Raw genomic sequence first — 23,773 nt, 5'->3', positions numbered from 1 at the left:
CAACCATGACTACAGAATTTCACGGCATCATCGGCTACACCATCACCCCGTTCAGCAACGACGGCGAACAACTCGACCTGCCGGCACTGGGCCAGTCCATCGAGCGCCTGATCGCCTCTGGTGTGCACGCTATCGCCCCGTTGGGCAGTACGGGTGAAGGCGCCTACCTCAGTGACACTGAGTGGCAGCAAGTGGCCGAGTACAGCCTGGCGCAGATTGGCAAGCGGCTGCCGAGCATCGTCAGCGTCTCCGACCTCACCACTGCCGGCGCCATTCGCCGCGCGCGCTTCGCCCAGGCCCATGGCGCCGATGCCGTCATGGTCTTGCCGTCTGCCTACTGGAAGCTCAGCGCCACGGAAATCCTCCAGCACTACCGGGCGATTGGCGCTGCCGTCGACCTGCCGATCATGCTCTACAACAACCCTGCCACCAGTGGCACCGACATGCCGGTGGAGTTGATCTTGCGCATCGTGCGCGAGGTGGAGAACGTCACCATGGTCAAGGAAAGCACCGGTGACATTCAGCGCATGCACCAGTTGCAGCTGCGCGGCGAAGGCCAGGTACCGTTTTATAACGGCTGCAACCCGCTGGCGCTGGAGGCGTTCGTGGCGGGCGCCACAGGCTGGTGCACGGCGGCGCCCAACCTGATACCAGCGCTCAACCTGGGCTTGTACCAGGCGATTCGAGCGGGTGAGCTGGAGCAGGCCAAAGCGCTGTTCTACCAGCAATTGCCGGTGCTCGATTTCATTCTCAAGGGTGGTTTGCCGGCCACTATCAAGGCCGGTTTGGCGCTGACGGGGCTGGCAGTGGGCGAGCCGCGGCGGCCGGTGTTTGGCTTGGATGAGCAAGGGCGGGCGACGTTGCGCGGAATGTTGGATGAGCTTGGCGTAGCGCTTTAAGATTTTGGGGCCGCTTTGCGGCCCCAGAATCTAACTCACAAGGTCCAATCCAAGCTCAGCATCATGGTCCGCGGCTCCCCGTGGTACACACCGTTATAGAAACCGACGTTGTTGAAGTAGTGCTGGTCAAAAAGGTTCTTGACGTTCAGCGACGCAGACAGATGCTCATCGAACTGGTAGCGCCCCATCACCCCAACCACGGCGAATGCCTGCTGGGTGATACGGTCGTCGACGGTAACGATCTCACCCGCAGCATTGCGCCCCACCGGCCGTGAACCCTCGCCAAAGGTATCGCTCTGCCAGTCCAGGCTAGCCCCCAACGTCAGCTTTGGCAGCACCTTGTAAGTGCTGGAAAAGCGCACCAGGTTCAACGGCTGCTCGGTGTTCTTGCGTTGCTTTTCGCCATTGACCGCGTGGGTGTAGGTGTAGCCCAGTGTCAGTTGCCAGTCCGGCATCACCTCACCGGAAATCTCTGCCTCGAAGCCCTCGACGACTACCCCCTTGCCGCCAGACTTGTAGTACTGCTCGCCATTGGGCCCGCGTGGAATCGAGTCGTCGAGTTCGGGAACGTTGTCTTGCTTGCTGCGAAACACGGCGGTGCTCACGTTGGCGCGATCATCGAACACACTGCCCTTCAGGCCCACCTCATAGACCTTGCCAACGATAGGCTCCAGGTACTTGTCGCTGACATCCTTGAGCGTCTGCGGGTTGAAGATATCGGTGTAGCTGACATACGCGGTGAACTGCTCGCTCAGGTCGTACAGCACCCCGGCGTACGGCGTCCATTGATCATTCTGGGTTTGTTGGCTGCGAGTAGAACGGGTCACATTGAGGTCGGCGTCGTACTTCCACGACTTGCTCTCGCTCTGCCAACTGCCATAGCGGCTACCGAGAACGAAATGCAGGCGGTCAGTCGGGTTCAGCCGGGTCGCGATGTAACCGGCTTTCTGCTTGGTGCTCGAACGCGACGAGTCCAGGCCGGTGTCGTAGTCGCTGAACTTGGGCACCGAGCCTAGGTATTTCCAGTAAGGGATCACATCGTAGCCGGGTGGAACAGTACTACCGGCAAAGTGCGGTGAACGGTTGCGCCGTTCCGAAACGCCATAGCCGACCATGAAGTCGTGGCTGCGCCCCAGCAGTTGGTAAGGGCCGGCCAGGTTGAGGTCCAGCGCGTCCATTTTTTCCTCGCCGGCAAAGTGCGAGTACCAGGCGCGCATGCCGCTGCGGTCCGCTGCGGGAAAGCCATTGCCGCCGTAGTACACCTTGCCGTCGGTGTCGCTCTGGCGATGGGTGTAGGCAGCCTTGAGTTTCCAGTCGTTGGCCAGCTGCTGGTCGAGGGTGATGAAGGCCGTCTGGTCTTTCAGCGGCCAGGACGACCAAGGCGCGGCCAGGTTGGTCGAGCGCGGCAGATGGGCCTTGCTGCCATCGGCGTTCCAGTAAGGCACCGTGCCCCAGGAGGAGCCCTGGACATGCTTGTTCTGGTAGTCATAGCCCACCGCCAACACGGTGCTGTCGGTCAGGTCCGCTTCAAGGATGCCGTACGCCACTTCACGCTGGGTGGCGTAGTTGTTCATATGTGACTTGGCATCCCGGTAAGCCAGCACCGTCCGCCCGCGCAGGCGGCCATCCCAGCCCAGCGGCCCGCCGACATCCAGGTAGCTGTAGTAGTTGTCAAAACTGCCAGCGCTGACGCCGCTCTTGACCGCCAGCTGATGGGTCGGGCGTTTGCGCACCATGGCGATGGTCCCGGAGGGATCCCCGGCGCCAGTGGTCAGGCCGGTAGCCCCGCGCACCACCTCGATGCGGTCATAGATGATGGTGTCCGAGTCCGACTTCAGGCCCGAGAAGGTGTTGAGCATCCCATCGATCTGGAAGTTGTTGATGGCGTAGCCGCGCGCGTAGTACGCCGGCCGCTCGGAGTCGTTGCGCTGCACCGTGACGCCCGTGACGTGGGCCATGGCTTCGGACAGGGTGCTGAGCTGGAAATCGTCGAGCTGCTGGCGCGTCAGCACCGAAACCGACTGTGGGGTTTCCTTGATCGACAGGTTCAAACGGGTGGCAGCGCTCATGCTACCGGTGGTGTAGGAGCCGGTGTGCTCAGTGGTGCTGCCCAGGCCCTGGGCGAGAATCTCGGTGGAGCCGAGCTCCAGCACCCCGTCCGCAGACCTCGGCTCGGTCTGCTCAGCCTGTGACAACGGGCTGATGGCGGTGGCACATAGACCCAGGGTGAGGGTCATGGAACGGCTAAGGGGCGCGAACATCGCTGCCATACTCCTTGTTCGATTTGATGAATGTCCTTGGCTGCCGGGTTGATCGGCATTCCAGTGATAACGATTCTCGGTTGAGAATAGTTATCGACAGATCAGCAAAATTCGAACACGAGTGGACTTTCTTCTGCGCCCCCTCTTGCGATCGCGTCCGGCCCCCTGTAAGGAGGCCGGCGCGTTAAATCAAGGCATCACAGGCGGCACATAATGCAGCGTCGTGCCCAGCGCCCAAAGCAAGACCAGGACCAATGGCACATGCACCAACAGCTGGACGAACGAGAAGCCGATCAGGTCGCGCGCCTTGAGTCCCAGCACCCCGAGCAGCGGCAGCATGTAGAACGGGTTGATCAGGTTCGGCAGCGCCTCGGCGGCGTTGTAGATCTGCACGGCCCAGCCCAGGTGATAGTGCAGGTCATTGGCCACCAGCATCACGTAAGGCGCCTCGATGATCCACTTGCCGCCACCGGACGGGATGAAGAAGCCCAGCACTGCCGAGTACACCCCCATGAGCACGGCATAGGTGTCGTGCGAGGCGATCTGCACGAAGAAGGTCGAGATGTGGTGGGCCAGGGTCTGCTCATCCACACCCTTGACCTGGGTGAGGATGGCGGCGATCGAGCCATACAGCGGGAACTGGATCAGCACCCCAGTGGTGGTCGGCACGGCGCGGGTCACCGCATCGAGAAAGCTGCGCGGACGCCAGTGCAGCAAGGCGCCGAGCATGATGAACAGCAGGTTGTAGGTGTTCAGGCCGGAGATAGCGGTGATCGCAGGTTTGGTCGCGAACTCCTGGTACAGCCAACCGGCGGCCAGCGCCACCAACAGCAGGATCAGGATCGGGCTGTATTCCAGCCATTCGCCAGGACGGGTGCGCTGCGGCGGTGGCGGCGCGCTAAAGCTTGGGTCGACGCCGCACGCCTCGGCGCTGCGGGCGCTGCCTGGGCCAGGCGCGGTGGCATAGGCGACCACCAGCGAGACGATCACCAGCGCCGCCAGCAGCACGCCGGATTGCCAAAGGAAAATGGTTTCGGTGAACGGGATCACCCCGGTAATGGACAAGATCGACGGTGGCAGGCTGGCAGGGTTGGCCTGCAGCTGCGCCGCCGAGGACGACAGGCCCAGCGCCCACACCGCGCCCAGGCCCAGGTAGGCTGCTGCGCCGGCTGCGCGGTAGTCCATCTTCAGGTCGGTACGACGGGCCAACGCGCGCACCAGCAAACCGCCGAACACCAGCGACAAGCCCCAGTTGAGCAACGAGGCGAGCATCGAGATCAGCGCCACCCAGCACACCGCCGAGCGACCATTTTTGGGGATGCGCGCCAGGCGATCGATCAGCCGCGCCGCCGGTGGCGAGCTGGCGACCACATAGCCGCCGATGACCACGAAAGCCATCTGCATGGTGAACGGGATCAGGCTCCAGAAACCATCACCAAAGGCCTTGGCGGTGTCGGTCGGCTTGGCGCCCATCACCAGTGCGCCGATACACACCAGCACCACCGCCAGGGCGGCGAACACCCAGGAATCAGGGAACCAGCGTTCAGCCCAGTTCGAGCAACGCAGGGCAAAGCGAGCGGAGCGGCTGTCTTGGATTTCAGCGGCCACGGGATTTTCCTTTTATTGATTTTATTGGCTGTAACAAACGCAAAAACCGTGGAAGCGGGCTGGCCCCGCGATAGCGTGCCGACAGACAACCCAGTTGTCCCGATCAAGGCTATCGCGGGGCCAGCCCGCTCCCACGGTATTCAAGCGGCTATCAGAAGGTCATTTCCTTCACATCATCGGCCACGATCAGCTTGCCTGCGGTCTTCTCGATGATTTCCTCGACGCTCACCCCAGGCGCCGTCTCGCGCAGGATGAACGCGCCGTTTTCGATCTCAAGGTAAGCCAGGTCGGTCAACACCTTGCGAATGCAACCAGCACCGGTTAGCGGCAGGCTGCAGCGCGACAGCAACTTGGACTCGCCATCCTTGGAGGCGTGGGTCATGGTGACGATGATGTTGTCGGCACCGGCGACCAGGTCCATCGCCCCGCCCATGCCCTTGACCAACTTGCCGGGGATCATCCAGGAGGCGATGTTGCCCTCCACGTCCACTTCGAACGCGCCCAGCACGGTGAGGTCGACGTGGCCGCCACGGATCATGGCGAACGATTGCGCCGAATCGAAGATCGAGGCACCGCGGCGGGCGGTGACCGTTTGTTTGCCGGCGTTGATCATGTCGGCGTCGAGGGTGCTTTCGGTGGGGAATTCGCCCATGCCGAGCAGGCCGTTTTCCGATTGCAGCATCACGTCCATGTCGGCGGGTACGTAGTTGGCCACCAGGGTCGGGATACCGATACCGAGGTTGACGTAGTAGCCGTCCTTCAGTTCACGGGCAACGCGTTGAGCCATCTGTTCGCGGGTCAGTGCCATGGTCTGGATCTCTTTGTTGTTCTGTGGACGGCGCTCAGGCCTTGACGGTGCGCTTTTCGATGCGCTTCTCGAAGGTGCCGACGATGACCCGATCGACATAGATGCCTGGGGAGTGGATCTCGCTGGGCAACAGCACGCCAGGCTCGACGATTTCCTCGACTTCGACCACGGTGATCTTGCCGGCGGTGGCCGCCAGTGGATTGAAGTTTTGCGCAGTGTTGCGGTACACCACGTTGCCGTAGTGATCGGCCTTCCAGCCTTTGACGATGGCGAAGTCGCCGGTGATGGCTTCTTCGAGAATGTACTTGCGCCCGTTGAACTCGCGCACTTCCTTGCCTTCGGCAACCGGGGTGCCGTAGCCGGTGGCGGTATAGAACGCCGGGATGCCAGCACCACCGGCGCGCATTTTCTCGGCCAGGGTACCTTGTGGGGTTAGCTCGACCTCCAGCTCGCCGCTGAGCAGCTGGCGTTCGAACTCGGCGTTCTCGCCGACGTAGGAGGCGATCATCTTGCGGATCTGCCGGTCTTCGAGCAGCACGCCCAGGCCAAAGCCATCGACGCCGCAGTTGTTGGAAACCACGGTCAGGCCCTTGACGCCCAGACGCTTGATTTGCGCGATGAGGTTCTCGGGGATGCCGCACAGGCCGAAGCCGCCGGCCAGTACCGTCATGTTGTCGGTCAGGCCTTCGAGGGCCTGTTCGTAGGTTGCAACGCGCTTGTCCAGTCCGGCCATGCTGATCCGCCTTTGTAGTTGTTTGTGCGTGCAGCCATCTTCACCGCTGGCGACTGATTTGTTAATTTTGTTTTCGTCATCGATTGATAACTTTTCCAAAACAAAGGTCGAGCCCCGCATGAACGTCAAGCAGCTACGCGCCTTCATCACCGTGGCCAAGTATCAAAGCTTCGCCCAGGCCGGCGAGCACCTGCACGTCTCGCAACCGGCGTTGAGCTTGACCATCAAGGCGCTGGAGGACAACCTCGGCGGCGCCCTGCTCACCCGCACCACCCGCAGCGTCAGCCTGACCCCAGAAGGCGAGGTGCTGCTGCCGCTGGCCCGGCGCCTGCTGGCCGATTGGGACGACACCGAAGAAATGCTGCGCCAGCGCTTTACCTTGCAGCTTGGCCGGGTGTCGGTCGCGGCCATGCCAGCCTTTGCTGGCAACCTGCTGCCACAGTCGCTGAAAGTGTTCCGCCAGCGCTATCCGAAGGTGAACGTTACCGTCCATGACGTGATCAACGAACAGGTGCTGGAACTGGTGCGCCACCGGCGCGTCGAACTGGGCATTGGCTTCGAGCCGGACAACCTCGATGGGCTACGCTTTCATCCGCTGTACCTGGATCGCTTCGTCGCCGTGGTACCTGGCGACTCGCCGCTGGCCCGGCAGCCGCAAGTCACCTGGCAGCAACTGCTGGCCGAAGATTTCATCGCCTTGCAACGCCCGTCGGCGGTGCGCTTGCTGCTGGAGCAGAACATTGCCGCCGGGCACGGCAAGCTGACAGTGGCGTTCGAGAGCCATCAACTGTCGACCATCGGCCGCATGGTTGCCAATGGGCTGGGGGTCAGCGCGGTGCCGGCGCTGTGCATCAACCAGATGCAAGAGCTCGGTGCGCGCTGCGTGGCCCTGGTCGAGCCGAGCGTTGAGCGGCGCATCGGCGTCATGGCACTAAGCGACCACAAGCTGTCCACCGCAGCCGAGGCGCTGCTCGAGGTCGTGTTGTGCAATACCCATCTACCGGAGGTGACATGCGTTCAGTAAAGCTTGCAGGCATAAGCGTTCCGGCCATTGGCCAGGGCACCTGGTACATGGGCGAAGATCCTGCTCGGCGCAGCGCCGAGGTGGCCGCCCTGCAGCAAGGCATCGAGCTGGGGCTGAGCCTGATCGACACCGCAGAGATGTACGCCGAGGGTGGCGCCGAGGAGGTCGTCGGCCAAGCCATGCTCGGCCGTCGCGAGCAGGTGTTTCTGGTCAGCAAGGTCTACCCGCACAACGCCAGCCAGCGTGCTCTACCGCTGGCCTGCGAGCGCAGCCTCAAGCGCTTGGGCACCGACTGCATCGACCTGTACCTGTTGCACTGGCGCGGCCAGTATCCGCTGGCAGAAACCGTGGAGGCCTTCGAGCGTCTGCGCGAGCAAGGCAAGATTCGCCGCTGGGGGGTGTCCAACTTCGATCTCGACGATTTGCATGAACTGGATAACAGCGACTGCGCCACCAACCAGGTGCTGTACAACCCAGCTGAGCGCGGCATCGAATTCGACCTGCTGCCCTGGAGCCAGGCCAATGGCTTGCCGACCATGGCCTACTGCCCACTGGCGCAGGCCGGGCGATTGCTCAAGCATCCGCTTTTGGCCGAAATTGCCGAGCGCCATGGGGCAACTCCCGCGCAAGTCAGCTTGGCCTGGGTGACCCGCACCGATGGGGTGATTGCCATCCCCAAGGCGGTCAACCCACGGCATGTGCAGCTCAATGCGGGGGCGGCCTCATTGAAATTGAGCGAAGAGGATCTGCGGGCGATTGACCAGGCGTTGCCAGCGCCGACACGCAAGCAGCGGTTGGCGATGGTTTGAGCGAGTAGTTGTTTGTCAGTGCCGGCCTCATCGCGGGGCAAGCCCGCTCCCACAAAACCCCGCGATGAGGGCGGTACTATAGAGCACAAGACCTCAATGAAAATCCCGGCTACGCACATCCAGCCCCAGCAACAGCGGGCTGACGTCCTCCAGCTTGCGCGCAATCAGGTGCCTGACGCCATTCTCCTGCTCCAGCCTGCCGCTGACCTTGAGTAACTGCGACCCCACCAGCGCCCGCCGTTGGCGCTCGGCCAGCTCGCGCCAGACCACCACATTGACCATCCCCGACTCATCTTCAAGGGTGACGAACGTCACCCCGCTGGCCGTCTGTGGCCGCTGGCGGCCCACCACCAAACCCGCCACGGCAATGTGATCGCCATGCTCGAGCTCGGCCAGCTCACTTGAACTACGGCAGCCTAACGCCCGCAAGCGTGGCCTGAGCAAAGTCAACGGATGGGGGCCAAGCGTGGTGCCGAGGGTGTCGTAGTCCGCCAGCAGATCCTCGCCCACTGTCGGCTCGGGCAGCGCCACCGCGCGCTCAGGGCTGGCCTGCACCTCTGCGAACAAGGGTAATTGCGCCTGCACCGCAGCCACCTGCCAGCGGGCTTGATGGCGATCCTGGGCCAGCGCTCGCAATGCCCCGGCATCGGCCAGCCGGGTGCGCGCCCGGCTGTCGAGCTCAGCGCGCAGGCATAAGTCTTCGACATCGCGCCAGGGCCGCTGCGCCCTGGCCTGCTCAAGCCTGCGGGCATCGACTTCGGCAAACCCACGGATCTGCCGCAGCCCCAGGCGAATCGCCAAAGCGCCCTGCCCCAACGGCTCCAGCGTGCAATCCCAGTCACTGTGAAAGACATCCACCGGACGCACCTCGATGCCCTGGCGACGGGCTTCTTGCAGCAACTGATCAGGGCTGTAGAAGCCCATCGGCCAGCTGTTGACCAGGGCGCAGGTGAAGATCGCCGGTTCGTGACATTTCAACCAGCTGCTGGCATAGCAGAGCAAGGCAAAACTGGCCGCATGCGACTCGGGGAAGCCATAACTGCCGAAGCCTTTGATCTGTTCGAAAATGCGCTCGGCGAACGCCAGCTCGTAACCATTGCGCAGCATGCCCTTGAGCAGCCGCTCGCGGTGCGGCTCCAGCCCGCCATGGCGCTTCCAGGCGGCCATGCTGCGGCGTAGCTGATCGGCCTCGCCAGGGCTGTAGTCGGCGGCGACCATGGCCAGCTCCATCACCTGTTCCTGAAACAGCGGAACGCCCAAGGTGCGCTCGAAAACCGCTTTCAAGGCTGGCGAGGGATAGGTAATCGGCTCTTGCTTGAGACGTCTGCGCAGGTAAGGGTGGACCATGTCGCCCTGGATCGGCCCTGGGCGGACGATGGCCACTTCAATGACCAGATCGTAAAACGTGGTTGGTTTCAGACGCGGCAGCATGGCCATCTGTGCCCGCGACTCGATCTGGAACACGCCCATGGTCTCGGCGCGGCTGATCATGGCGTAGGTGGCGGGGTCTTCGCTGGGAATGGTGGCCAAACTCAACTGCCGACCACGATGCAGCTCGATCAGATCGAAACAGCGACGCAAGGCACTGAGCATGCCCAAGGCGAGCACATCGACCTTGAGCAGCCCGACCAGGTCCAGATCGTCCTTGTCCCACTGGATTACAGTGCGCTCAGGCATGGCGGCATTTTCCACAGGCACCAGCTGGTCCAGCGGTTGCTCGCAGATGACGAAGCCACCGGGGTGCTGCGACAGGTGCCTGGGAAAACCAATCAACTCCCCGGCCAGCACCAGAATGCGCCGCAGCGACGGGCTTTGGGCCTCGAAGCCGGCCTCGGCCAGGCGCTCGGCATCGGGGATGCGATCACTCCAGCGGCCACAACACTTGGCCAACGCGTCGACCTGATCGGCGGGCAGCCCCAGCACCCGGGCCACATCGCGCACCGCCCCGGCAGCATGATAGGTGCTGACCACCGCAGTCAGTGCGGCGCGGTGCCGGCCATAACGACGGAACACGTACTGGATGACTTCCTCGCGGCGGTTGTGCTCGAAGTCGACGTCGATGTCCGGCGGCTCGTTGCGCTCGCGAGACAGAAAACGCTCGAACAACAAGTGGTGCTCCATCGGATCGAGTTCAGTGATACCGAGCACGAAACACACGACCGAGTTGGCCGCCGAACCGCGGCCCTGACAAAGGATCGACTGCTTGCGGGCAAAATCGACGATGTCGTGAACGGTAAGAAAATAGCTCTCGTAACCCAGCTCCTCGATGAGCGCCAACTCTCGCTGCAAAGCCTCGAACACCTTGGCGCCTGGGCCATTCGGCCAACGCTTGGGCACGCCTTGCTCGCACAGGTGACGCAGCCAACTGGCCGGGCTCTGCCCTGCTGGTACCAGCTCGCGGGGGTACTGGTACTTGAGCTGGCCCAGGTCGAACTGGCAGCGCTCGGCGATGACCAGGCTTTCAGCGAGCAGCTCGGGCGAATACAGCTCGCTCAATTGCGCCAAAGGACGCAGGTGGCGTTCACCATTGGCGAACAGATAACGGCCCGCCTCAGCCATGCTGCAATGCTGGCGCACGGCGGTCATGCAGTCTTGCAGGGCGCGCCGACCGCGGCTATGCATGTGCACATCGCCGCAGGCCACCGCGCCAATCCCTAGCCGAGCGGCCAGTGCACGCAGGCGCGCCAGCCGGCCAGCATCATCACTGCCCCGATGCAGGTGCACCGCTAGCCACAGGCGCTCGGCAAACAACGACTGCAGCCATTGACCCGCTGCAGGCTCATCTGGATCGTCTGGGATCCACAGCGCGAGCAAGCCCTTGGCGTGGGCCTGAAGGTCATCGGCCAGTACCTGATACTCGCCTTTCTGTGCACGCCGACGAGCGCGGGTGATCAGCGCACACAGGCTTTGATAGCCACTGAGATCCTCGACCAGCAACACCAGCTTGGGGCCATCCTGCACGCGCATCTCACTGCCGACGATCAAGCGCAGTTGATGCGCCTTGGCCGCCTGCCAGGCGCGCACGATACCTGCCAAGGTGCATTCGTCGGTAATGGCCAAGGCTTGATAACCTTGCTCACGGGCCCGTCGAAACAGTTCATCGGCGCTGGAAGCACCGCGCTGGAAACTGAAGTTGGACAGGCAGTGCAGTTCGGCGTAAGCCAGCGCAGTCATGCGAACCAGCCTTGCAGCCACAGCGGGCCGGGGGCGGCGAGGTCTTGATAAGCCCAGCCGCGCAAGCCTTCGCGGGTTTCGATGCGGTAATAGTCTCGGCGCACATCGCCACCATCCCACCAACCCGACTCGATGCGCTCGGCCTGCCCCAACAGTTGAACGCCAGACTCCGGCAGCCGCTGTGGTGCCGCCAATAACCAGCCCGGACGACTGCCTGGAGTGACTTGCAATGCCCCGCACGTTCCCAGGTCGTTCAACTGCCAGGCGCACTCAGGACGATGATCGGCTTCGGCGCGCAGGCCCTTGACCGCCTCGTCGCCCAGACGTGCGCGCAACCGCTCGCGCAGTTGCGGCCAAGCTTGGGTCTGCTGCGCCCTGGGGTCGAACAGGGCCTGATGCTGAGGCACGAACGCTGGCAGGTCTTCGGCCAGCAGGCGCAGGTTACGCACCGGTGCCGGGATGCGCAGCGGCTCCAGCCGACCCCGCGCCAGCTCAAAGAGCATGGCTGCATCGCGTTCGGCCGATAGCAGGCCAACCATGAGCCGCGTGTCTGGCCCTTCGACGTGCTCCAGGTGCAGCTCGAAACGCTGCACGCCGCAGTCGCGGCCGGCCAGAAACGCAGCCAGGTCGCCGATCATCCGCCGCAAGGGGAACAATAAGGCCTGATGGGATTCGACGTCGAAATTCAGCTCTAGCCGCGTTTCGAAGCGATCCGGTGGTTGATAGAAATCCAGGCCCACGCTGCGCACACCCAACAATTGATCCAGATGCAACTGCACCTGAGCGGCGAAGCGTCGAGCCAGCGCCTCACGCGGCAAGGCCAAGACCTCGCCCAGGCGGCGCAAGCCCATGCGGGCGAAGGCCTGGGCGGTATCAGCGGGAAGACCGATCTTGCCAATAGGCAGCTGCAACAAGGCGGCGCGGGTCTGCTCGGCGCAGGTCACCGCCAAGCCATCATGGGCATTGGCGAGCATCCGTGCCGCCACCGGGTTGCTGGCAACGACAATCCGGTGACGCAGGCCCAACGCCTCCAGCTCCTGACGCAGGCGCGCTTCGAACAGCGGCCACGGCCCGAACAATTGCAAGCTCGAACCCACTTCCAGGAGCAAGGCGCGTGGATAGTGCAAACTCACCTGGGCACTGAAGCGATAGGCCCAGGCGGCCAACAGTTGCTGGACCTGATCAACCCGCGCAGGATCGACCTCAACGCAAGTAAAGCCATCGGCCAGTGCCCGTGCGGCGGTCAGCGTCTGCCCGGCGCGCAGGCCCAGCTTCGCTGCTGCGCAGTTGACCGATTGCAGCACCCGGCGCTGGCTCGGGCCACCCATCAAGACCAAGGCGCAGTCGGGCTCATCACGCTCGCGCAATACCGTATCCAGCGCCAGCTGAGGAAAGACAATGCAGGCCCAAAGCATACTTCACCCTCAGTGAGCTGAGCTGGCGATGGGCGCAGCAGGCGGCATGCCACCCCGGCACTTGAGCACCCGCCATTGGGCCGGACGGGTATCGATCGCCAGGCGCAGCGCCGCAGGTGAAGGGTTGTGCGCAGCCTGCTGCGGTCGGCAGGCAAAGGCCAGCGCCTGGCCGGTTTCGGCGGCCACCTGCAAACGGCGCAAGGCCCGGTCATCAGCACGCTCGGGCCAGCACAGCACCGCTGCGCAACTGCCGGAGCGCAAACATTGCTCGGCAGCCCACAACGCGTCTGCGGGCTCGGCCTCGATCTGCACCAACCAGCGCAAATCCACCCCCGCCGCTTGCCAGGCAGGTGCGTAGGGTATGAACGGCGGCGCTACCAGCACCACCCGGCCACCTTCAGCAGTCAACCGCGCCAGGCTTGGCCAAAGCAACTGCAGCTCACCACAACCGGGGCTGGCCAGCAGCAACTCACTCAGCGCCGAAGCGGGCCAACCGCCTTCCGGCAGCCGCTGGTCCAGGCTCATATGCCCGGTCGGTTGCAGGCCGAGCGGGCGTGCCTGGGTTTGCCGACCACGCCAAATCCGCCGCTGATCGAGCAAGCCGTCCAGATCGACTACCGCGCCCATCAGTCACGCCTCAACAGGCCGCAGAACACACCTTCGATAACCAACTCACGCTCAGGCCCTACCTCGATCGGAGCGTACGCCGGGTTACGCGGCAGCAACCGATAGCCGCCGGGCGTACGTTGCAGGCGCTTGATGGTCACCTCGCCGTCCAGCCGGGCGACGACGATCTGCCCATCGCGGGCCTCGCCTTGTTGGCGGATGCCGACCAGGTCGCCATCGAAGATGCCGTCATCGATCATCGACTCCCCGCGCACCTTGAGCAGGTAATCGGGGGTGCGACGAAACAGGCTGGGGTCGAGCAGCAGCTGTTCGTGGATGTCCAGGTCAGGGCCGATCGGCGCACCGGCGGCCACTTGCCCGAGCACGGGCAGTTCGAGAATTTCCGGGCGGCGCAACGGCTCGGCCAGGCGAATGCCACGCGCCTGGTTGGGCGTGACGTCGATGTATCCAGCCTGGCACAGGGCGGTGATGTGCTTGCGCGCCACGCTGCGCGAGGCAAAACCGAAGCGCTCGGCGATATCGGCCAGGCTCGGCGGTTGGCCATGATCGGTGATGCGCTCACGGATGAAGGCCAGGATGGCGCGGCGTTTGGGGGTCATAGTGTCCATGGAACACATTTGTACTCTTTTTGGAGAACACTGAACAGCCCCCTTCGTCGTCGGCTTTGGCTATGATGCTCAGGATTAAACGTTTAAGCCCTTGGAAGCCCCATGCTCAATGCCCTGCTGTTCGACCTCGATGGCACCCTCACCGATACCGACACCTTGCACCTGCAAGCCTTCCGCCAGCTGTTGCACGAGTACGACGGGCGCCAGCTGAGCCAGGCCCAGTTCGATGACCAGGTCAGTGGGCGGGCCAATGGCGCGCTGTTCAAGGAGTTGTTTCCACAGGCCACGAGCCAGCAGTGCCAGGCACTGGCCGACCGCAAGGAAGCCTTGTTCCGCGAGATGTCGCCGCAGTTGCAACCGCTGCCAGGCCTGTTGCGCCTGCTCGCACATGCCCAGGCGCAGCACATCGGCATGTGCGTGGTGACCAATGCGCCACGCCTGAACGCTGAGCACATGCTCAATGCCATGGGTTTGGGCGAGCGCTTCGAGCATGTGCTGGTGGCCGAGGAGCTGGCCCGTCCCAAGCCTGATCCGCTGCCCTACCTCACTGGCCTGCAGCAGCTCAATACCAGTGCCAGCCAAGCGTTGGCGTTCGAAGATTCCCTGCCCGGCGTACAGGCTGCCAGCGGCGCCGGGATCTTTACCGTGGGCATTGCCACCACGCAGACCCAAGAGCGCTTGCTGGCTGCTGGGGCGCAATTGGTGATCGAGGATTTCAATGATCCGCGGCTTTGGGCGTTGATTGAATCCATGCATCCTTGAACATTTAACTCACAATCGTGATTGCAATTTGTCACCCTGCGCCAGGGCTACTCAGCCAAATCATATAGGCCCATGTGGGGGGGGCGGCGGCGCTCGATCTCGACGGCGTTTTCGGGCGCCGCCACTCCAATACCCGTCCGTCGCTTAACCAAGCCCAACCTGTCGAATCCCCCGTTCGCCGCTCGACCAGTGCTGAACCCCACAGCCTGGAGCCCACGCCATGAGCAACTCAGATCCCAAGCACGAGGTGGTCTCGCGCAGCCAATGGCTCGCCGCGCGCCGCCAACTGTGGCTGCATGAGAAGGCCTTCACTCACCAACGCGATGAACTCAGTGCCGCCCGCCAAGCCCTGCCCTGGGTCAAGCTCGAACACGACTATCGCTTCCATGGCCCCGAGGGCGAAGTCGATCTGGCCGCGCTGTTCGGCGGGCGCAGCCAGTTGCTGCTGTACCATTTCATGTTCGTCGAAGGCTGGAGCGAAGGCTGCCCTGGCTGTTCATTCCTTGCCGATCACTTCGACGGTGCCAACCTGCACCTGGCCCACCACGATGTCGCGCTGGTCGCCGTGTCTCAGGCGCCCTATCCCGAGTTTCAGGCGTTTCGCAGGCGCATGGGCTGGCAGTTCCCCTGGTACTCATCACACGGCAGCAGCTTCAATCGCGACTTTGCGGTCAGCGTCGCCACCGATGGCAGCGAGCAGTACAACTATGAACCCTACCAGGGCGATGAGAGCGAGCTGCCTGGCCTGAGCGCGTTCTACCGGGCGGCTGATGGCCAGCTGTATCACACCTACTCGACCTACGCCCGTGGGCTGGACATCCTGGTCGGGGCGTACAACTTCCTCGACCTGGCCCCGCTAGGGCGCAATGAAGGCGGGACGATGGACTGGGTGCGTCACCATGATCGCTATGAGCAGCAGCCGGGTAAGCCACACTGCTGCCATGACTGATTCACAAACTCACACCCAACACCTGGCGCAGCGACTCGCTGCGCTGATCGTCCGCCGCACTGACCAAGGCGAAGTTATAGGCGCCATGCGACCAATAGCGCGCCTCCAGCTGGCCATCGGTGCGTTGGCCGCTGGGCATCTTGTCAAAACGCTCACCGGGCGAGCGCAGGAACAGGCTGATGCGCTGGCCCTGGCGGTCCTGGAACACCAATAGCGCCGCAGGCCCCTGCTCGTTGCTCAAAAGCCGCGCGCCCACCGGCTGGAAGCCATAGCCTGCCAAGTCAGGTAACTGGCCAACGCGGTTGAAGTGCCGGCCCAGCCACGCCTGCAACTGGGCCGGATCGCTGGCCTGGATGTCCAAGGCGCTGGTGCCGACGAACAAGCGGTGGGCCTGGACCGCATCGGCCATCGGCAGGTCACTGGCAACCAACGTGGCCTGGCGCGCCTGCCAGCCCCCCAGCCCACCTACCCCGAGCGCCAGCAGCAGCACCGCGGCACTGGCCAGCCGGCGTTGACGGCGCTGACGCACACGCCGGCGTACCTGAGCAAGATCCAGGTGCGGCCCTGGTGCCAGCTCGCCCATCCCCGCCAAGGCTGCCCGTAAGCGGCGGGCGTCGCTGCGCCAGGCTTCGATCCGCGCAGCCTCGTGTGGATTGGCCGCCAGCCACGCCTGCACTGCCGCCCGACGGGCAGGCTCCAGGCGCTCGTCGACGTAGGCATGCAACTCGTCCTCGGTGGGGATCAGGCGTGTCATTTGAGTCTCCGCAAGGCCGGGGGCGTCGGGTTGCCCTCGGTCAGGTCACGCAGCGCGGCGCGGGCGCGCGACAAGCGCGACATCACCGTACCGATGGGAATGTTCAAGGCCACGGCGGCCTCTTTGTAGCTCAGCCCCTCGACGCTCACCAGCAACAGCAAGGCGCGCTGCTCGGCCGACAATTGGCCGAAGGCCTGCAGATCGGCCTGGGCGAGGATGATGTCTTCGGTGTTGTCGCCCAGCGGCTCACTGCCCTGCTGCGCCCGGCCGAACCACGCCAGCCAGCGGGCGTGCAGGCGATCACGGCGTTTACCATCGAGAAACAGCCGGTACAGGATGGTGAACAGCCAGGGCCGCAGGGCGTCGGCCTCGCGCTGCTGGCGGCCACGGCTCAGGGCGCGCTCGACCGTAGCCTGGACCAGGTCGTCAGCGCTGGCCGATTCGCGGGTCAGCCACAAGGCGAAGCGGCGCAGACGCAGGAGCAGCTCGCGCCACTGATGTTCGTCCAGATCGTGCATGGTGAGGTCCCGGCCCATGGGCTGTCAGTGTAAGGGGCAGACGCTTTGCGACGAAATCTATTCCCAGGCCGGTGGAATAAATTTCCCCCTGCCACGTCGTACCGGCACATTCACCCACCCGGACCTTGCACATGAACACACCCCTGAGCGGCCCGGCCAAGGCCTGGCGCCTGGCCGGCATTGGAGCCGGCCTGCTGGCCGTGAGCGCCGGCTTTGCCTATGCCGCTGGCTGGATCGGTAGCCCCGCGCTAACGCCGCAACGCATCATCGACACCTTCGAAGCCCAGGCCGGACATCATCCGGGTTATCGCAAGAACCACGCCAAGGGCGTGTGCGTCAGCGGCTATTTCCAGAGCAGCGGCCAGGCCGCATCCCTGTCCAGCGCGCGAGTATTCGCCCAGCCGCGAGTGCCGGTGATCGGCCGCTTTGCCATTGGCGGCGCCAACCCCTCCACCCCCGATACCGGGGTGCCGGTGCGTAGTCTGGCGCTACAGTTTTCCAGCGATGATGGCCAGGTGTGGCGCACCGGCATGAACAATCCGCCAGTGTTGGCGGTGAGTACTCCCGAAGCCTTTTATGAGCAGGTCTTGGCCATGACCCCCGACCCTGCCACGCGCAAGCCCGATCCTGCGCGGATGCAGGCGTTCTTCGCCGCACATCCCGAGAGCACGGCGTTTCGCCAGTGGGCGGCTGGATACAAGCCCAGCGACAGTTTCGCCAGCACGAACTATCACAGCATCAATGCCTTTCGCCTGATCGACGCGAACGGCACATCCCAGCCGGTGCGCTGGCAGGTCGAGGCGCAGACGCCGTTCGCCGCCCTGCCCGCCCAGGTCGAGGACAACCGCTACCTGCAGCACGACCTTGCCCAGCGCCTGAAGCAAGGCCCGCTGCGCTGGACCTTGCGCCTGGTGCTGGCCGAGCCTGGCGATGCGGTGGACGACCCTGCCCGGCCTTGGCCTGCCGAACGGCGCAGCATTGATGCCGGCACCCTGGTCATCGAAACCGTCGATGCCCCCGAACAAGGTGCCTGCCGCGACCTGAACTTCGATCCGCTGATCCTGCCCCATGGCATCGAGCCTTCCGCCGATCCGATCCTGGCCGCTCGCTCTGCCGCGTATTCAGAATCCTTCAATCGGCGCAGCCGCGAATCGCTCGACACCGGAGCCCGCCCATGAAACCGACCACCTTCCACCCCCTAGCCCGCCTGCTGCATTGGCTGATGGCCGTACTGATCGTGGCCATGCTGTTGATCGGCGTGAGCATGGTCGGCGACCTGTCCTTGCGCCACCCGGTCATGGTCGAGTTGCACAAAGCCACGGGCCTGGCCTTGCTGGCCTTGGTGCTACTGCGCATTGCCCTGCGCCTGACCCTGCCGCACCCACCACTGCCCAGCGATATACCGCCATTCCAGCGCCTGGCAGCCGGCGCTTCGCATCTGCTGCTGTATGCACTGATGCTGGCGATGCCGCTGCTGGGCTGGGCGATGCTCTCGGCCGGCGGCTATCCACGCCCGTTGCAATTGCCAGCGATTGCCCCGCATGACCTGCAGCTGTACGCGATCTTGCGCACTGCGCACGGCTGGGCCGGCTATCTGTTGTTCGCCACCGTCGTGCTGCATTTGGGCGCGGCGTGGGTGCATGCCCTGGTGCGCCGCGATGGCGTGTTGCGTAGCATGTGGCCAGGACCTGTACGTCGCAGCGAATGAGCGCTGAGTGAGCGGCCAGGGTCGACAGATGTAAATAATTATTACTAACATCGACGCTCATTTCGTCGTATCGCCCTGGACTGCCCATGAATGCCGCAAAGGATCCTGCTTCTCTGAAACCCGCCAGCACCCTGGATTTGCGCCCACTGTTGCTGGTCAACATGGCCTGCACCATGTCGATGATGGCCTTCGTCGCCCTGATCGGCCCGATCGCCCGCTTGCTCGGCCTGGCCACCTGGCAAGCCGGCGCCGCGGTGACCGTGGCCGGGGTGGTCTGGGTGATGCTCGCCCGGCCCTGGGGGCGCGCCGCCGACCGTTATGGCCGGCGCCGGGTGCTGCTGCTGGGCAGTGCTGGTTTTACCCTGGCCTATTGGCTGCTGTGCCTGTTCATCGACGGCGCCCTGCGCTGGCTGCCGGGGGCGTCACTGGCGTTTCTCGGCCTGATGCTGGCGCGCGGCATGATCGGCGCCTTCTACGCGGCCTTACCGGTGGCGGCTAACGCCCTGGTTGCCGACCACGTCGAACCGCAGCAGCGCGCCCGCTCCATGGCTGCGCTGGGCGCGGCCAATGCCGTCGGCCTGGTGCTCGGCCCTGCCGTGGCGGCCCTGCTGGCCCGGCACAGCCTGAGCATGCCGTTCTGGATCATGTCGCTGCTACCAGCGACGGCGTTCGTGGTGCTGCTGTTCAAGCTCAAGCCCCAGCCGTTGGCGCAGGTCCATGCGCCAAATCCGGTGCGCCTGGCCGACCCACGCCTGCGCCGGCCACTGTTGGTGGCGTTCAGCGCCATGCTCAGCGTGACGGTGTCGCAGATCACCGTCGGCTTTTTTGCCCTCGACCGCCTGCAACTGGGCTCGACCGAAGCCGCCCAGGCCGCTGGCATCGCCCTGACCACGGTCGGCGTGGCGCTGATGCTGTCGCAGATCCTCCTGCGCCGGCTGGAGTGGCCGCCGCTGAAGATGATCCGAGTGGGCGCCAGCATCTCAGCCCTGGGCTTCGCGACCGCGGCGCTGGCGGGCAGTGCCGAGTGGCTGTGGGTCTCGTTCTTCATCGCCGCCGCCGGCATGGGCTTTGTCTTCCCGGCGTTCTCGGCGTTGGCCGCCAATGCCATGCACGCCTCTGAACAAGGCGCCACTGCCGGCTCCATTGGCGCCGCCCAAGGCATGGGCGCGGTGATCGGGCCGCTGGCCGGAACCCTGGTCTACGCCCTTGATCCACGCCTGCCGTTCGTCGCCGTGGCGGTGTTGTTGCTGCTGGTCGGGCTGTGGCCAATGCCCGCTGAGCCGCGCCGCTGACAAGCACTGCGCGTGACCGCCAAGAGTGTGTTTTAATGCGTCGCTTATTATTTTTTACACCTGTGAAAACACTTCACCTGCACACTCTTTCAGTTAAAAAAGGCGGCTATGGACACGGGGACACGACTCAAACTGGTGCGTGAACGCAACAACCTCTCCCAGCGGGAGCTGGCTCGTCGCAGCGGCCTGACCAACTCGACCATCTCGCAGATCGAGCAGAACCGCGTCAGCCCTTCGGTCAGCTCCCTGAAAAAACTGCTCGAAGGGATCCCCATGTCCCTGGCCGAGTTCTTCAGCTTCGACGAGCCGGTGCGCGAAGAGCGCTTCGTGTTCCGTGGTGGCGAGCAGCCCGACCTGGGTCGCAACGGTCTGCGCATGCTGCTGGTCGGCGCCAGCGTCGAGGGCCGGCAGATGCGCATGCTGCGTGAGCTGTATGCCCCAGGTGCGGACTCGGGCGAGCCGATCGTTCACGCCGAAGGCGAGGAATGTGGCCTGGTGACCCGTGGCACCATCGAGCTGTGGGTCGATGGCCAGGTCAGCGTGCTCAACTCTGGCGATGGCTACTACATCCCCACCACCTTGGCGCACAGCTTCAAGAACATCGGCCAGGACGAGGCCGAGATCATCAGCGCCAACACCCCGGCCAACTTCTGACCCAAGCCATGGATGCGCCGACCAGCCGCGAGGTCTATCAATGCCTGCGTGATGCTGCGCTTGGCGTACAGCCTGTCGACATCCGCGCCCGCCACCCCAGCGGGCAAATCGAGATAGAGAGCGGCGGCTGGCAGTTGACCCTGGTGCTCGACCGCGAAGGGCTTGCCCATTGCCTGAATTGCCGCAGCCCGCAAGGGGTTGAAGGGTCGGTCGAGCGCTGGCAGCGCTACGGCACCAATCCAGTCGACCTGCTGAGCCTCTGGGAGCGCACCCAGATCGAGCGCCTGTTAGCCCAGGCTTGAACCGCCAGCGCCGGGCGCTTATAGTCGCCAGCGGCGCACTCCGACGCCTCCCGTCCGCGGAAAGGGCTGCGCCCAGGAACCTGCTTGGAACATCGCCCATGACGACTCCAGCCTGACAGCGGACAAGGCTCGCCAAGGAGTTCGCATGTCTGTTACTACCCAGCCCGACAACGGCCGTCTCAACCTCGAACAACAACGCAAACGTGCCAAAGAACTGCTGCAGCGCCTGCGCAGCGGCCAGGCCGATGAGCGTCTGCGCAGCCTCGACCCGCAGCGTCCGCCGCGCCTGGCCGATGCCCAATACTTGATCGCGCGCGACCTGGGTTTTGCCAGCTGGCCCAAGCTCAAGGCCCACTGCGACGCCCTCGCCTTTGCCCTCAAGCACCCTGGCTTCGTCGCCAGCGATACCCCCGACACCTGCCATTGGCGCTGCGGCAACGACATCCAGCACAGCCTGCAAGTGGCCGGTTTCAAGGGCCAGTTGCAGATGTACGCCGACCCGCTGTGCATGGGCCCAGTGCCACAGCTCGATGGCCCCAGCTACCGCGCCGTACGGGCAAATTTCATCAGCCACGCGTTCAATATTGCCCCTGAGCAAGCCCGCCAGCGCCAGGATAATGAGTACGCCGCCCTGGCCCGCTTGAGTCAGCGCATGCCCGGTGTGCTCTGGTGTGAAGCCGACGCCTATGACCAGCTGTTTTTGCTGCGGGTGCTGGCCCAGCTTGAGCAGGTGCCGGAGAACCTCAGCCTGATCGCCATCGACCAGGTGCCCGGGGTGCAGCGTTTTATCGGCATTGGCCAACTGGCGCCCGAAGTGCTGGCTTGGCTGTGGCCCCAGCGCCGGCCGGTGGATGCCGCCATGCTGATATTGGCCCGTGACGCTTGGGCTGCGTATCGCGCCCCCTCACCACAGGCGTGGGCGGCACTCGCCCATGCTCGCCACGCCGCCCTGCCGCTGCTCGGCCCAGCGCTGCTGCGCCAATTACAGGAGTTGCCCGGGATCAACGACGGGCTGTCGTTGACTGAGCGCCTGACCCTGCAGATTCTGCGCGATCAAGGACCGATGCCGATGGGCAAGGTGTTTGCGGTACTGATGATGGAGCGCGAACCGCTGCCGTTTCTCGGTGACATGATGTTCAATGCCTTGCTGCGGCCACTGATCGACGGCCCTCGACCGCTGATTGACCAGGCCGATGCCCAGCTCGCCTGGCCGCAGCGCACCATCAGCCTTACAGCCCTGGGTGAGCAGGTCTTGGCCGGGCAAGCCTATGGCCTGGACCTGATCGGCTGCGAGCGCTGGGTGGGCGGTGTGCGGTTACAGCCCGGTGAGGGCCACTGGGCTTTGGATGAAGCCCTGCAACCGGTTTGGCGCGGCTGATTTGAGTTGATTCAGCAGCGGCCTCTTCGCGGGCAAGCCCGCTCCTACAGGTTGCCCGCTAGCCTACAGATCAGCGCGGGCCCTGTGGGAGCGGGCTTGCCCGCGAAGAGGCCGCCACTGACAGACCAGCCCAAGCAGCTCAAGCCAACGCTTGCTCTACAAAATCCAAGCGATCCTGACCAAAGAACATCTGCCCCTCGACAAAGCAGGTCGGCGCGCCAAATACGCCACGCGCCACCGCTTCTTCGGTCACCTGCTTGAGCGCCTGTTTGACCTCGACCTGACTGGCCAACGCGCGGAACTGCTGCGGATCGAAGCCAGCGGCGTCCAACGTGGCATCGAGCACCGGCGCATCACCCAGATTGAGCCGCTGCGCCCAGAGCGCCTTGAACAGTACCGCCAGCAGCGCCTCGAATCGCTCAGGTGCATGCAACTGGGTGGCAACCAGCCCACGCATCAAGCCCAGGGTATTGATCGGGAAACCCGGCGGCAGGCCAAACGGCACGCCATAGCGCTCGGCATAACGCTGCAGGTCGACGAACATATATTTACCCTTGGCTGGCACCATCACCGGCGAGGCATTGCCGGTTGCCTGGAACACCCCGCCCAGAAGCATTGGCCGATACACCAACTCGGCGCCATGCCGCGCACAGAGTGCCGGCAGCTGGGTCCAGGCCAGATAACTGGCCGGGCTGCCCAGATCGAAGAAAAACTCGACACGTTTGCTCATGCTGCTGTCCTTGTACGGGAGAAGGGTTTACCAGCGCTCGACCCACGGACGCAGGTCGAGCTCGAAGGTCCAGGCATCACGCGGCTGGGCATGCAGGAACCAGTAGCTGTCGGCGATATGGGCAGGATCGAGGATGCCGTCCTGGTCCTTGAGGGCGTAGCGCTCAGGGAAGTTGTCGCGGATGAACGCGGTGTCGATCGCACCATCCACCACCACATGGGCGACATGGATATTGCGCGGCCCCAGCTCCCTGGCCATGCTCTGGGCTAGCGCCCGCAAGCCGTGCTTGGCCGTCGCGAAGGCGGCAAAGCCGGCAGCGCCACGGGTGCCGGCGGTGGCGCCGGTAAACAGGATAGTGCCGCGCTCGCGGCTGACCATCCGCTTGGCCACCGCCTGGGCGGTGAGGAATCCGGCAAAGCAGGCCATCTCCCAGATCTTGAAGAACTTGCGCGGGGTCTCTTCGAGAATGCTGCATGGCACATTGGCGCCGATATTGAAGACAAACGCTTCGATGACACCGATATCGCGCTCGATGGTTTCGATCAGCGTCGCCACCTGCTCTTCGTTGCGCGCATCAGAGCTAAACCCATGCGCCTGACCGCCGCTAGCGCGGATCTCGTCCACCAAGGGCTGCAGCTTGTCGGCGCTGCGCCGGGTGACACAGGCAATGTAGCCCTCGCGGGCAAAACGCTTGGCGATCTCGCCGCCCGTGGCATCACCGGCACCGATCACCAGCACGACTTTTTGTTGTTCTGTCACG

At 64.1% G+C, this 23,773-nt stretch carries 23 protein-coding genes; 11 read left to right on the top strand and 12 right to left on the bottom strand.

Translation table 11 applies throughout. The annotated features are described in order from the left end of the window. The first annotated feature begins 5 nt into the window (after positions 1–5). Positions 6–899: a dihydrodipicolinate synthase family protein gene (locus tag HU737_RS07845; RefSeq protein ID WP_186553447.1), complete on the top strand. Its 894-nt coding sequence runs from the start codon at positions 6–8 to the stop codon at positions 897–899. A 35-nt stretch (positions 900–934) separates the two neighbouring features. Here HU737_RS07845 and HU737_RS07840 read toward each other — a convergent pair whose 3' ends face one another. The 4 genes from HU737_RS07840 to HU737_RS07825 form a co-directional block, all read right to left on the bottom strand. Next, the gene (locus HU737_RS07840; protein WP_186553448.1) at positions 935–3,160 is read right to left on the bottom strand and encodes a TonB-dependent siderophore receptor; all 2,226 of its coding nucleotides are present in this window, start codon (positions 3,158–3,160) and stop codon (positions 935–937) included. A 189-nt stretch (positions 3,161–3,349) separates the two neighbouring features. Next, positions 3,350–4,768 carry a short-chain fatty acid transporter gene (locus tag HU737_RS07835; protein ID WP_186553449.1) on the bottom strand — a complete coding sequence of 473 codons (1,419 nt, stop codon included), beginning with the start codon at positions 4,766–4,768 and terminating at the stop codon, positions 3,350–3,352. A gap of 151 nt (positions 4,769–4,919) precedes the next feature. Beyond that, positions 4,920–5,576, bottom strand: a complete 657-nt coding sequence (locus HU737_RS07830; protein WP_186553450.1) for a CoA transferase subunit B — start codon at positions 5,574–5,576, stop codon at positions 4,920–4,922. Positions 5,577–5,610: 34 nt separating this feature from the next. After that, positions 5,611–6,309: a CoA transferase subunit A gene (locus tag HU737_RS07825; RefSeq protein WP_186553451.1), complete on the bottom strand. Its 699-nt coding sequence runs from the start codon at positions 6,307–6,309 to the stop codon at positions 5,611–5,613. 118 nt (positions 6,310–6,427) lie between these two features. On the opposite strand from HU737_RS07825, the gene HU737_RS07820 reads away from it, so the two are divergent. Together HU737_RS07820 and HU737_RS07815 are read left to right on the top strand one after the other, a co-directional pair. Next, on the top strand, positions 6,428–7,333 hold the full coding sequence (locus tag HU737_RS07820) for a LysR family transcriptional regulator (RefSeq protein ID WP_186553452.1): 906 nt from the start codon (positions 6,428–6,430) through the stop codon (positions 7,331–7,333). Continuing rightward, the gene (locus HU737_RS07815; RefSeq protein WP_186553453.1) at positions 7,321–8,142 is read left to right on the top strand and encodes an aldo/keto reductase; all 822 of its coding nucleotides are present in this window, start codon (positions 7,321–7,323) and stop codon (positions 8,140–8,142) included. The genes HU737_RS07820 and HU737_RS07815 overlap by 13 nt, the downstream gene beginning before the upstream one ends. Before the next feature lie 93 nt (positions 8,143–8,235). On the opposite strand, the gene HU737_RS07810 is transcribed toward HU737_RS07815, so the two are convergent. From HU737_RS07810 to lexA, 4 genes are read right to left on the bottom strand one after another with little or no spacing between them, the layout of a single operon-like run. Beyond that, positions 8,236–11,316, bottom strand: a complete 3,081-nt coding sequence (locus HU737_RS07810) for an error-prone DNA polymerase (protein ID WP_186553454.1) — start codon at positions 11,314–11,316, stop codon at positions 8,236–8,238. Continuing rightward, positions 11,313–12,731 (bottom strand): Y-family DNA polymerase, encoded by a 1,419-nt coding sequence (locus HU737_RS07805; RefSeq protein ID WP_186553455.1) that lies wholly within the window; start codon positions 12,729–12,731, stop codon positions 11,313–11,315. The genes HU737_RS07810 and HU737_RS07805 overlap by 4 nt, the downstream gene beginning before the upstream one ends. Before the next feature lie 9 nt (positions 12,732–12,740). After that, positions 12,741–13,358, bottom strand: coding sequence for a translesion DNA synthesis-associated protein ImuA (imuA, locus tag HU737_RS07800; protein WP_186553456.1), 618 nt, complete (start codon positions 13,356–13,358; stop codon positions 12,741–12,743). Next, a complete protein-coding gene (lexA, locus tag HU737_RS07795; protein WP_455567061.1) occupies positions 13,358–13,966 on the bottom strand; it encodes a transcriptional repressor LexA in 609 nt (202 codons plus the stop codon). The genes imuA and lexA overlap by 1 nt, the downstream gene beginning before the upstream one ends. 102 nt (positions 13,967–14,068) lie before the next feature. Here lexA and HU737_RS07790 point away from each other — a divergent pair, with 102 nt between their 5' ends. Beyond that, entirely contained in the window at positions 14,069–14,728 is a 660-nt protein-coding gene (locus HU737_RS07790; RefSeq protein WP_186553458.1) for an HAD family hydrolase, read from the top strand. 220 nt (positions 14,729–14,948) lie between these two features. Continuing rightward, a complete protein-coding gene (locus HU737_RS07785) occupies positions 14,949–15,677 on the top strand; it encodes a DUF899 domain-containing protein (RefSeq protein WP_186553459.1) in 729 nt (242 codons plus the stop codon). A gap of 1 nt (position 15,678) precedes the next feature. Here HU737_RS07785 and HU737_RS07780 read toward each other — a convergent pair whose 3' ends face one another. Beyond that, positions 15,679–16,431, bottom strand: a complete 753-nt coding sequence (locus HU737_RS07780) for an anti-sigma factor family protein (RefSeq protein ID WP_186553460.1) — start codon at positions 16,429–16,431, stop codon at positions 15,679–15,681. Then, a complete protein-coding gene (locus HU737_RS07775; RefSeq protein ID WP_186553461.1) occupies positions 16,428–16,949 on the bottom strand; it encodes a sigma-70 family RNA polymerase sigma factor in 522 nt (173 codons plus the stop codon). Before HU737_RS07775 ends, HU737_RS07780 begins: the two co-directional genes overlap by 4 nt. Before the next feature lie 125 nt (positions 16,950–17,074). On the opposite strand from HU737_RS07775, the gene HU737_RS07770 reads away from it, so the two are divergent. From HU737_RS07770 to HU737_RS07745, 6 genes are all read left to right on the top strand, one after another. Beyond that, on the top strand, positions 17,075–18,127 hold the full coding sequence (locus tag HU737_RS07770; protein WP_186553462.1) for a catalase family peroxidase: 1,053 nt from the start codon (positions 17,075–17,077) through the stop codon (positions 18,125–18,127). Beyond that, entirely contained in the window at positions 18,124–18,657 is a 534-nt protein-coding gene (locus tag HU737_RS07765; protein ID WP_186553463.1) for a cytochrome b, read from the top strand. The genes HU737_RS07770 and HU737_RS07765 overlap by 4 nt, the downstream gene beginning before the upstream one ends. An 86-nt stretch (positions 18,658–18,743) precedes the next feature. Next, entirely contained in the window at positions 18,744–19,949 is a 1,206-nt protein-coding gene (locus HU737_RS07760) for an MFS transporter (RefSeq protein WP_186553464.1), read from the top strand. 108 nt (positions 19,950–20,057) lie between these two features. After that, complete coding sequence (locus HU737_RS07755) at positions 20,058–20,603, top strand: cupin domain-containing protein (RefSeq protein ID WP_186553465.1); 546 nt, start codon at positions 20,058–20,060, stop codon at positions 20,601–20,603. An 8-nt stretch (positions 20,604–20,611) separates the two neighbouring features. After that, the gene (locus HU737_RS07750) at positions 20,612–20,905 is read left to right on the top strand and encodes a DUF7693 family protein (protein ID WP_186553466.1); all 294 of its coding nucleotides are present in this window, start codon (positions 20,612–20,614) and stop codon (positions 20,903–20,905) included. Between the two features lie 145 nt (positions 20,906–21,050). Beyond that, positions 21,051–22,283, top strand: coding sequence for a DUF1835 domain-containing protein (locus HU737_RS07745; RefSeq protein ID WP_186553467.1), 1,233 nt, complete (start codon positions 21,051–21,053; stop codon positions 22,281–22,283). 139 nt (positions 22,284–22,422) lie between these two features. Here the strand turns inward: HU737_RS07745 and HU737_RS07740 are convergent, their stop codons facing one another. Then, positions 22,423–23,013, bottom strand: a complete 591-nt coding sequence (locus HU737_RS07740; protein ID WP_186553468.1) for a 2-hydroxychromene-2-carboxylate isomerase — start codon at positions 23,011–23,013, stop codon at positions 22,423–22,425. 27 nt (positions 23,014–23,040) lie between these two features. Then, a complete protein-coding gene (locus HU737_RS07735; protein WP_186553469.1) occupies positions 23,041–23,772 on the bottom strand; it encodes an SDR family oxidoreductase in 732 nt (243 codons plus the stop codon). Between the last annotated feature and the right edge of the window lies 1 nt (position 23,773).

This window comes from Pseudomonas urmiensis (genome assembly GCF_014268815.2).
In the GTDB taxonomy this organism is placed as follows: domain Bacteria; phylum Pseudomonadota; class Gammaproteobacteria; order Pseudomonadales; family Pseudomonadaceae; genus Aquipseudomonas; species Aquipseudomonas urmiensis.
Note: the sequence above shows the minus strand (reverse complement) of the source record. Positions and strands in the feature narration are given on the sequence as shown.

What these genes read in the sequence shown, in the direction of transcription:
- HU737_RS07845 (WP_186553447.1), top strand. Translation starts at nt 6, where the DNA reads ATGACTACAGAATTTCACGGCATCATCGGCTACACCATCACCCCGTTC.
- HU737_RS07840 (WP_186553448.1), bottom strand. Translation starts at nt 3,160, where the DNA reads ATGTTCGCGCCCCTTAGCCGTTCCATGACCCTCACCCTGGGTCTATGT.
- HU737_RS07830 (WP_186553450.1), bottom strand. Translation starts at nt 5,576, where the DNA reads ATGGCACTGACCCGCGAACAGATGGCTCAACGCGTTGCCCGTGAACTG.
- HU737_RS07825 (WP_186553451.1), bottom strand. Translation starts at nt 6,309, where the DNA reads ATGGCCGGACTGGACAAGCGCGTTGCAACCTACGAACAGGCCCTCGAA.
- HU737_RS07820 (WP_186553452.1), top strand. Translation starts at nt 6,428, where the DNA reads ATGAACGTCAAGCAGCTACGCGCCTTCATCACCGTGGCCAAGTATCAA.
- HU737_RS07815 (WP_186553453.1), top strand. Translation starts at nt 7,321, where the DNA reads ATGCGTTCAGTAAAGCTTGCAGGCATAAGCGTTCCGGCCATTGGCCAG.
- HU737_RS07810 (WP_186553454.1), bottom strand. Translation starts at nt 11,316, where the DNA reads ATGACTGCGCTGGCTTACGCCGAACTGCACTGCCTGTCCAACTTCAGT.
- HU737_RS07805 (WP_186553455.1), bottom strand. Translation starts at nt 12,731, where the DNA reads ATGCTTTGGGCCTGCATTGTCTTTCCTCAGCTGGCGCTGGATACGGTA.
- imuA (WP_186553456.1), bottom strand. Translation starts at nt 13,358, where the DNA reads ATGGGCGCGGTAGTCGATCTGGACGGCTTGCTCGATCAGCGGCGGATT.
- lexA (WP_455567061.1), bottom strand. Translation starts at nt 13,966, where the DNA reads ATGGACACTATGACCCCCAAACGCCGCGCCATCCTGGCCTTCATCCGT.
- HU737_RS07790 (WP_186553458.1), top strand. Translation starts at nt 14,069, where the DNA reads ATGCTCAATGCCCTGCTGTTCGACCTCGATGGCACCCTCACCGATACC.
- HU737_RS07785 (WP_186553459.1), top strand. Translation starts at nt 14,949, where the DNA reads ATGAGCAACTCAGATCCCAAGCACGAGGTGGTCTCGCGCAGCCAATGG.
- HU737_RS07780 (WP_186553460.1), bottom strand. Translation starts at nt 16,431, where the DNA reads ATGACACGCCTGATCCCCACCGAGGACGAGTTGCATGCCTACGTCGAC.
- HU737_RS07775 (WP_186553461.1), bottom strand. Translation starts at nt 16,949, where the DNA reads ATGCACGATCTGGACGAACATCAGTGGCGCGAGCTGCTCCTGCGTCTG.
- HU737_RS07765 (WP_186553463.1), top strand. Translation starts at nt 18,124, where the DNA reads ATGAAACCGACCACCTTCCACCCCCTAGCCCGCCTGCTGCATTGGCTG.
- HU737_RS07760 (WP_186553464.1), top strand. Translation starts at nt 18,744, where the DNA reads ATGAATGCCGCAAAGGATCCTGCTTCTCTGAAACCCGCCAGCACCCTG.
- HU737_RS07755 (WP_186553465.1), top strand. Translation starts at nt 20,058, where the DNA reads ATGGACACGGGGACACGACTCAAACTGGTGCGTGAACGCAACAACCTC.
- HU737_RS07750 (WP_186553466.1), top strand. Translation starts at nt 20,612, where the DNA reads ATGGATGCGCCGACCAGCCGCGAGGTCTATCAATGCCTGCGTGATGCT.
- HU737_RS07745 (WP_186553467.1), top strand. Translation starts at nt 21,051, where the DNA reads ATGTCTGTTACTACCCAGCCCGACAACGGCCGTCTCAACCTCGAACAA.
- HU737_RS07740 (WP_186553468.1), bottom strand. Translation starts at nt 23,013, where the DNA reads ATGAGCAAACGTGTCGAGTTTTTCTTCGATCTGGGCAGCCCGGCCAGT.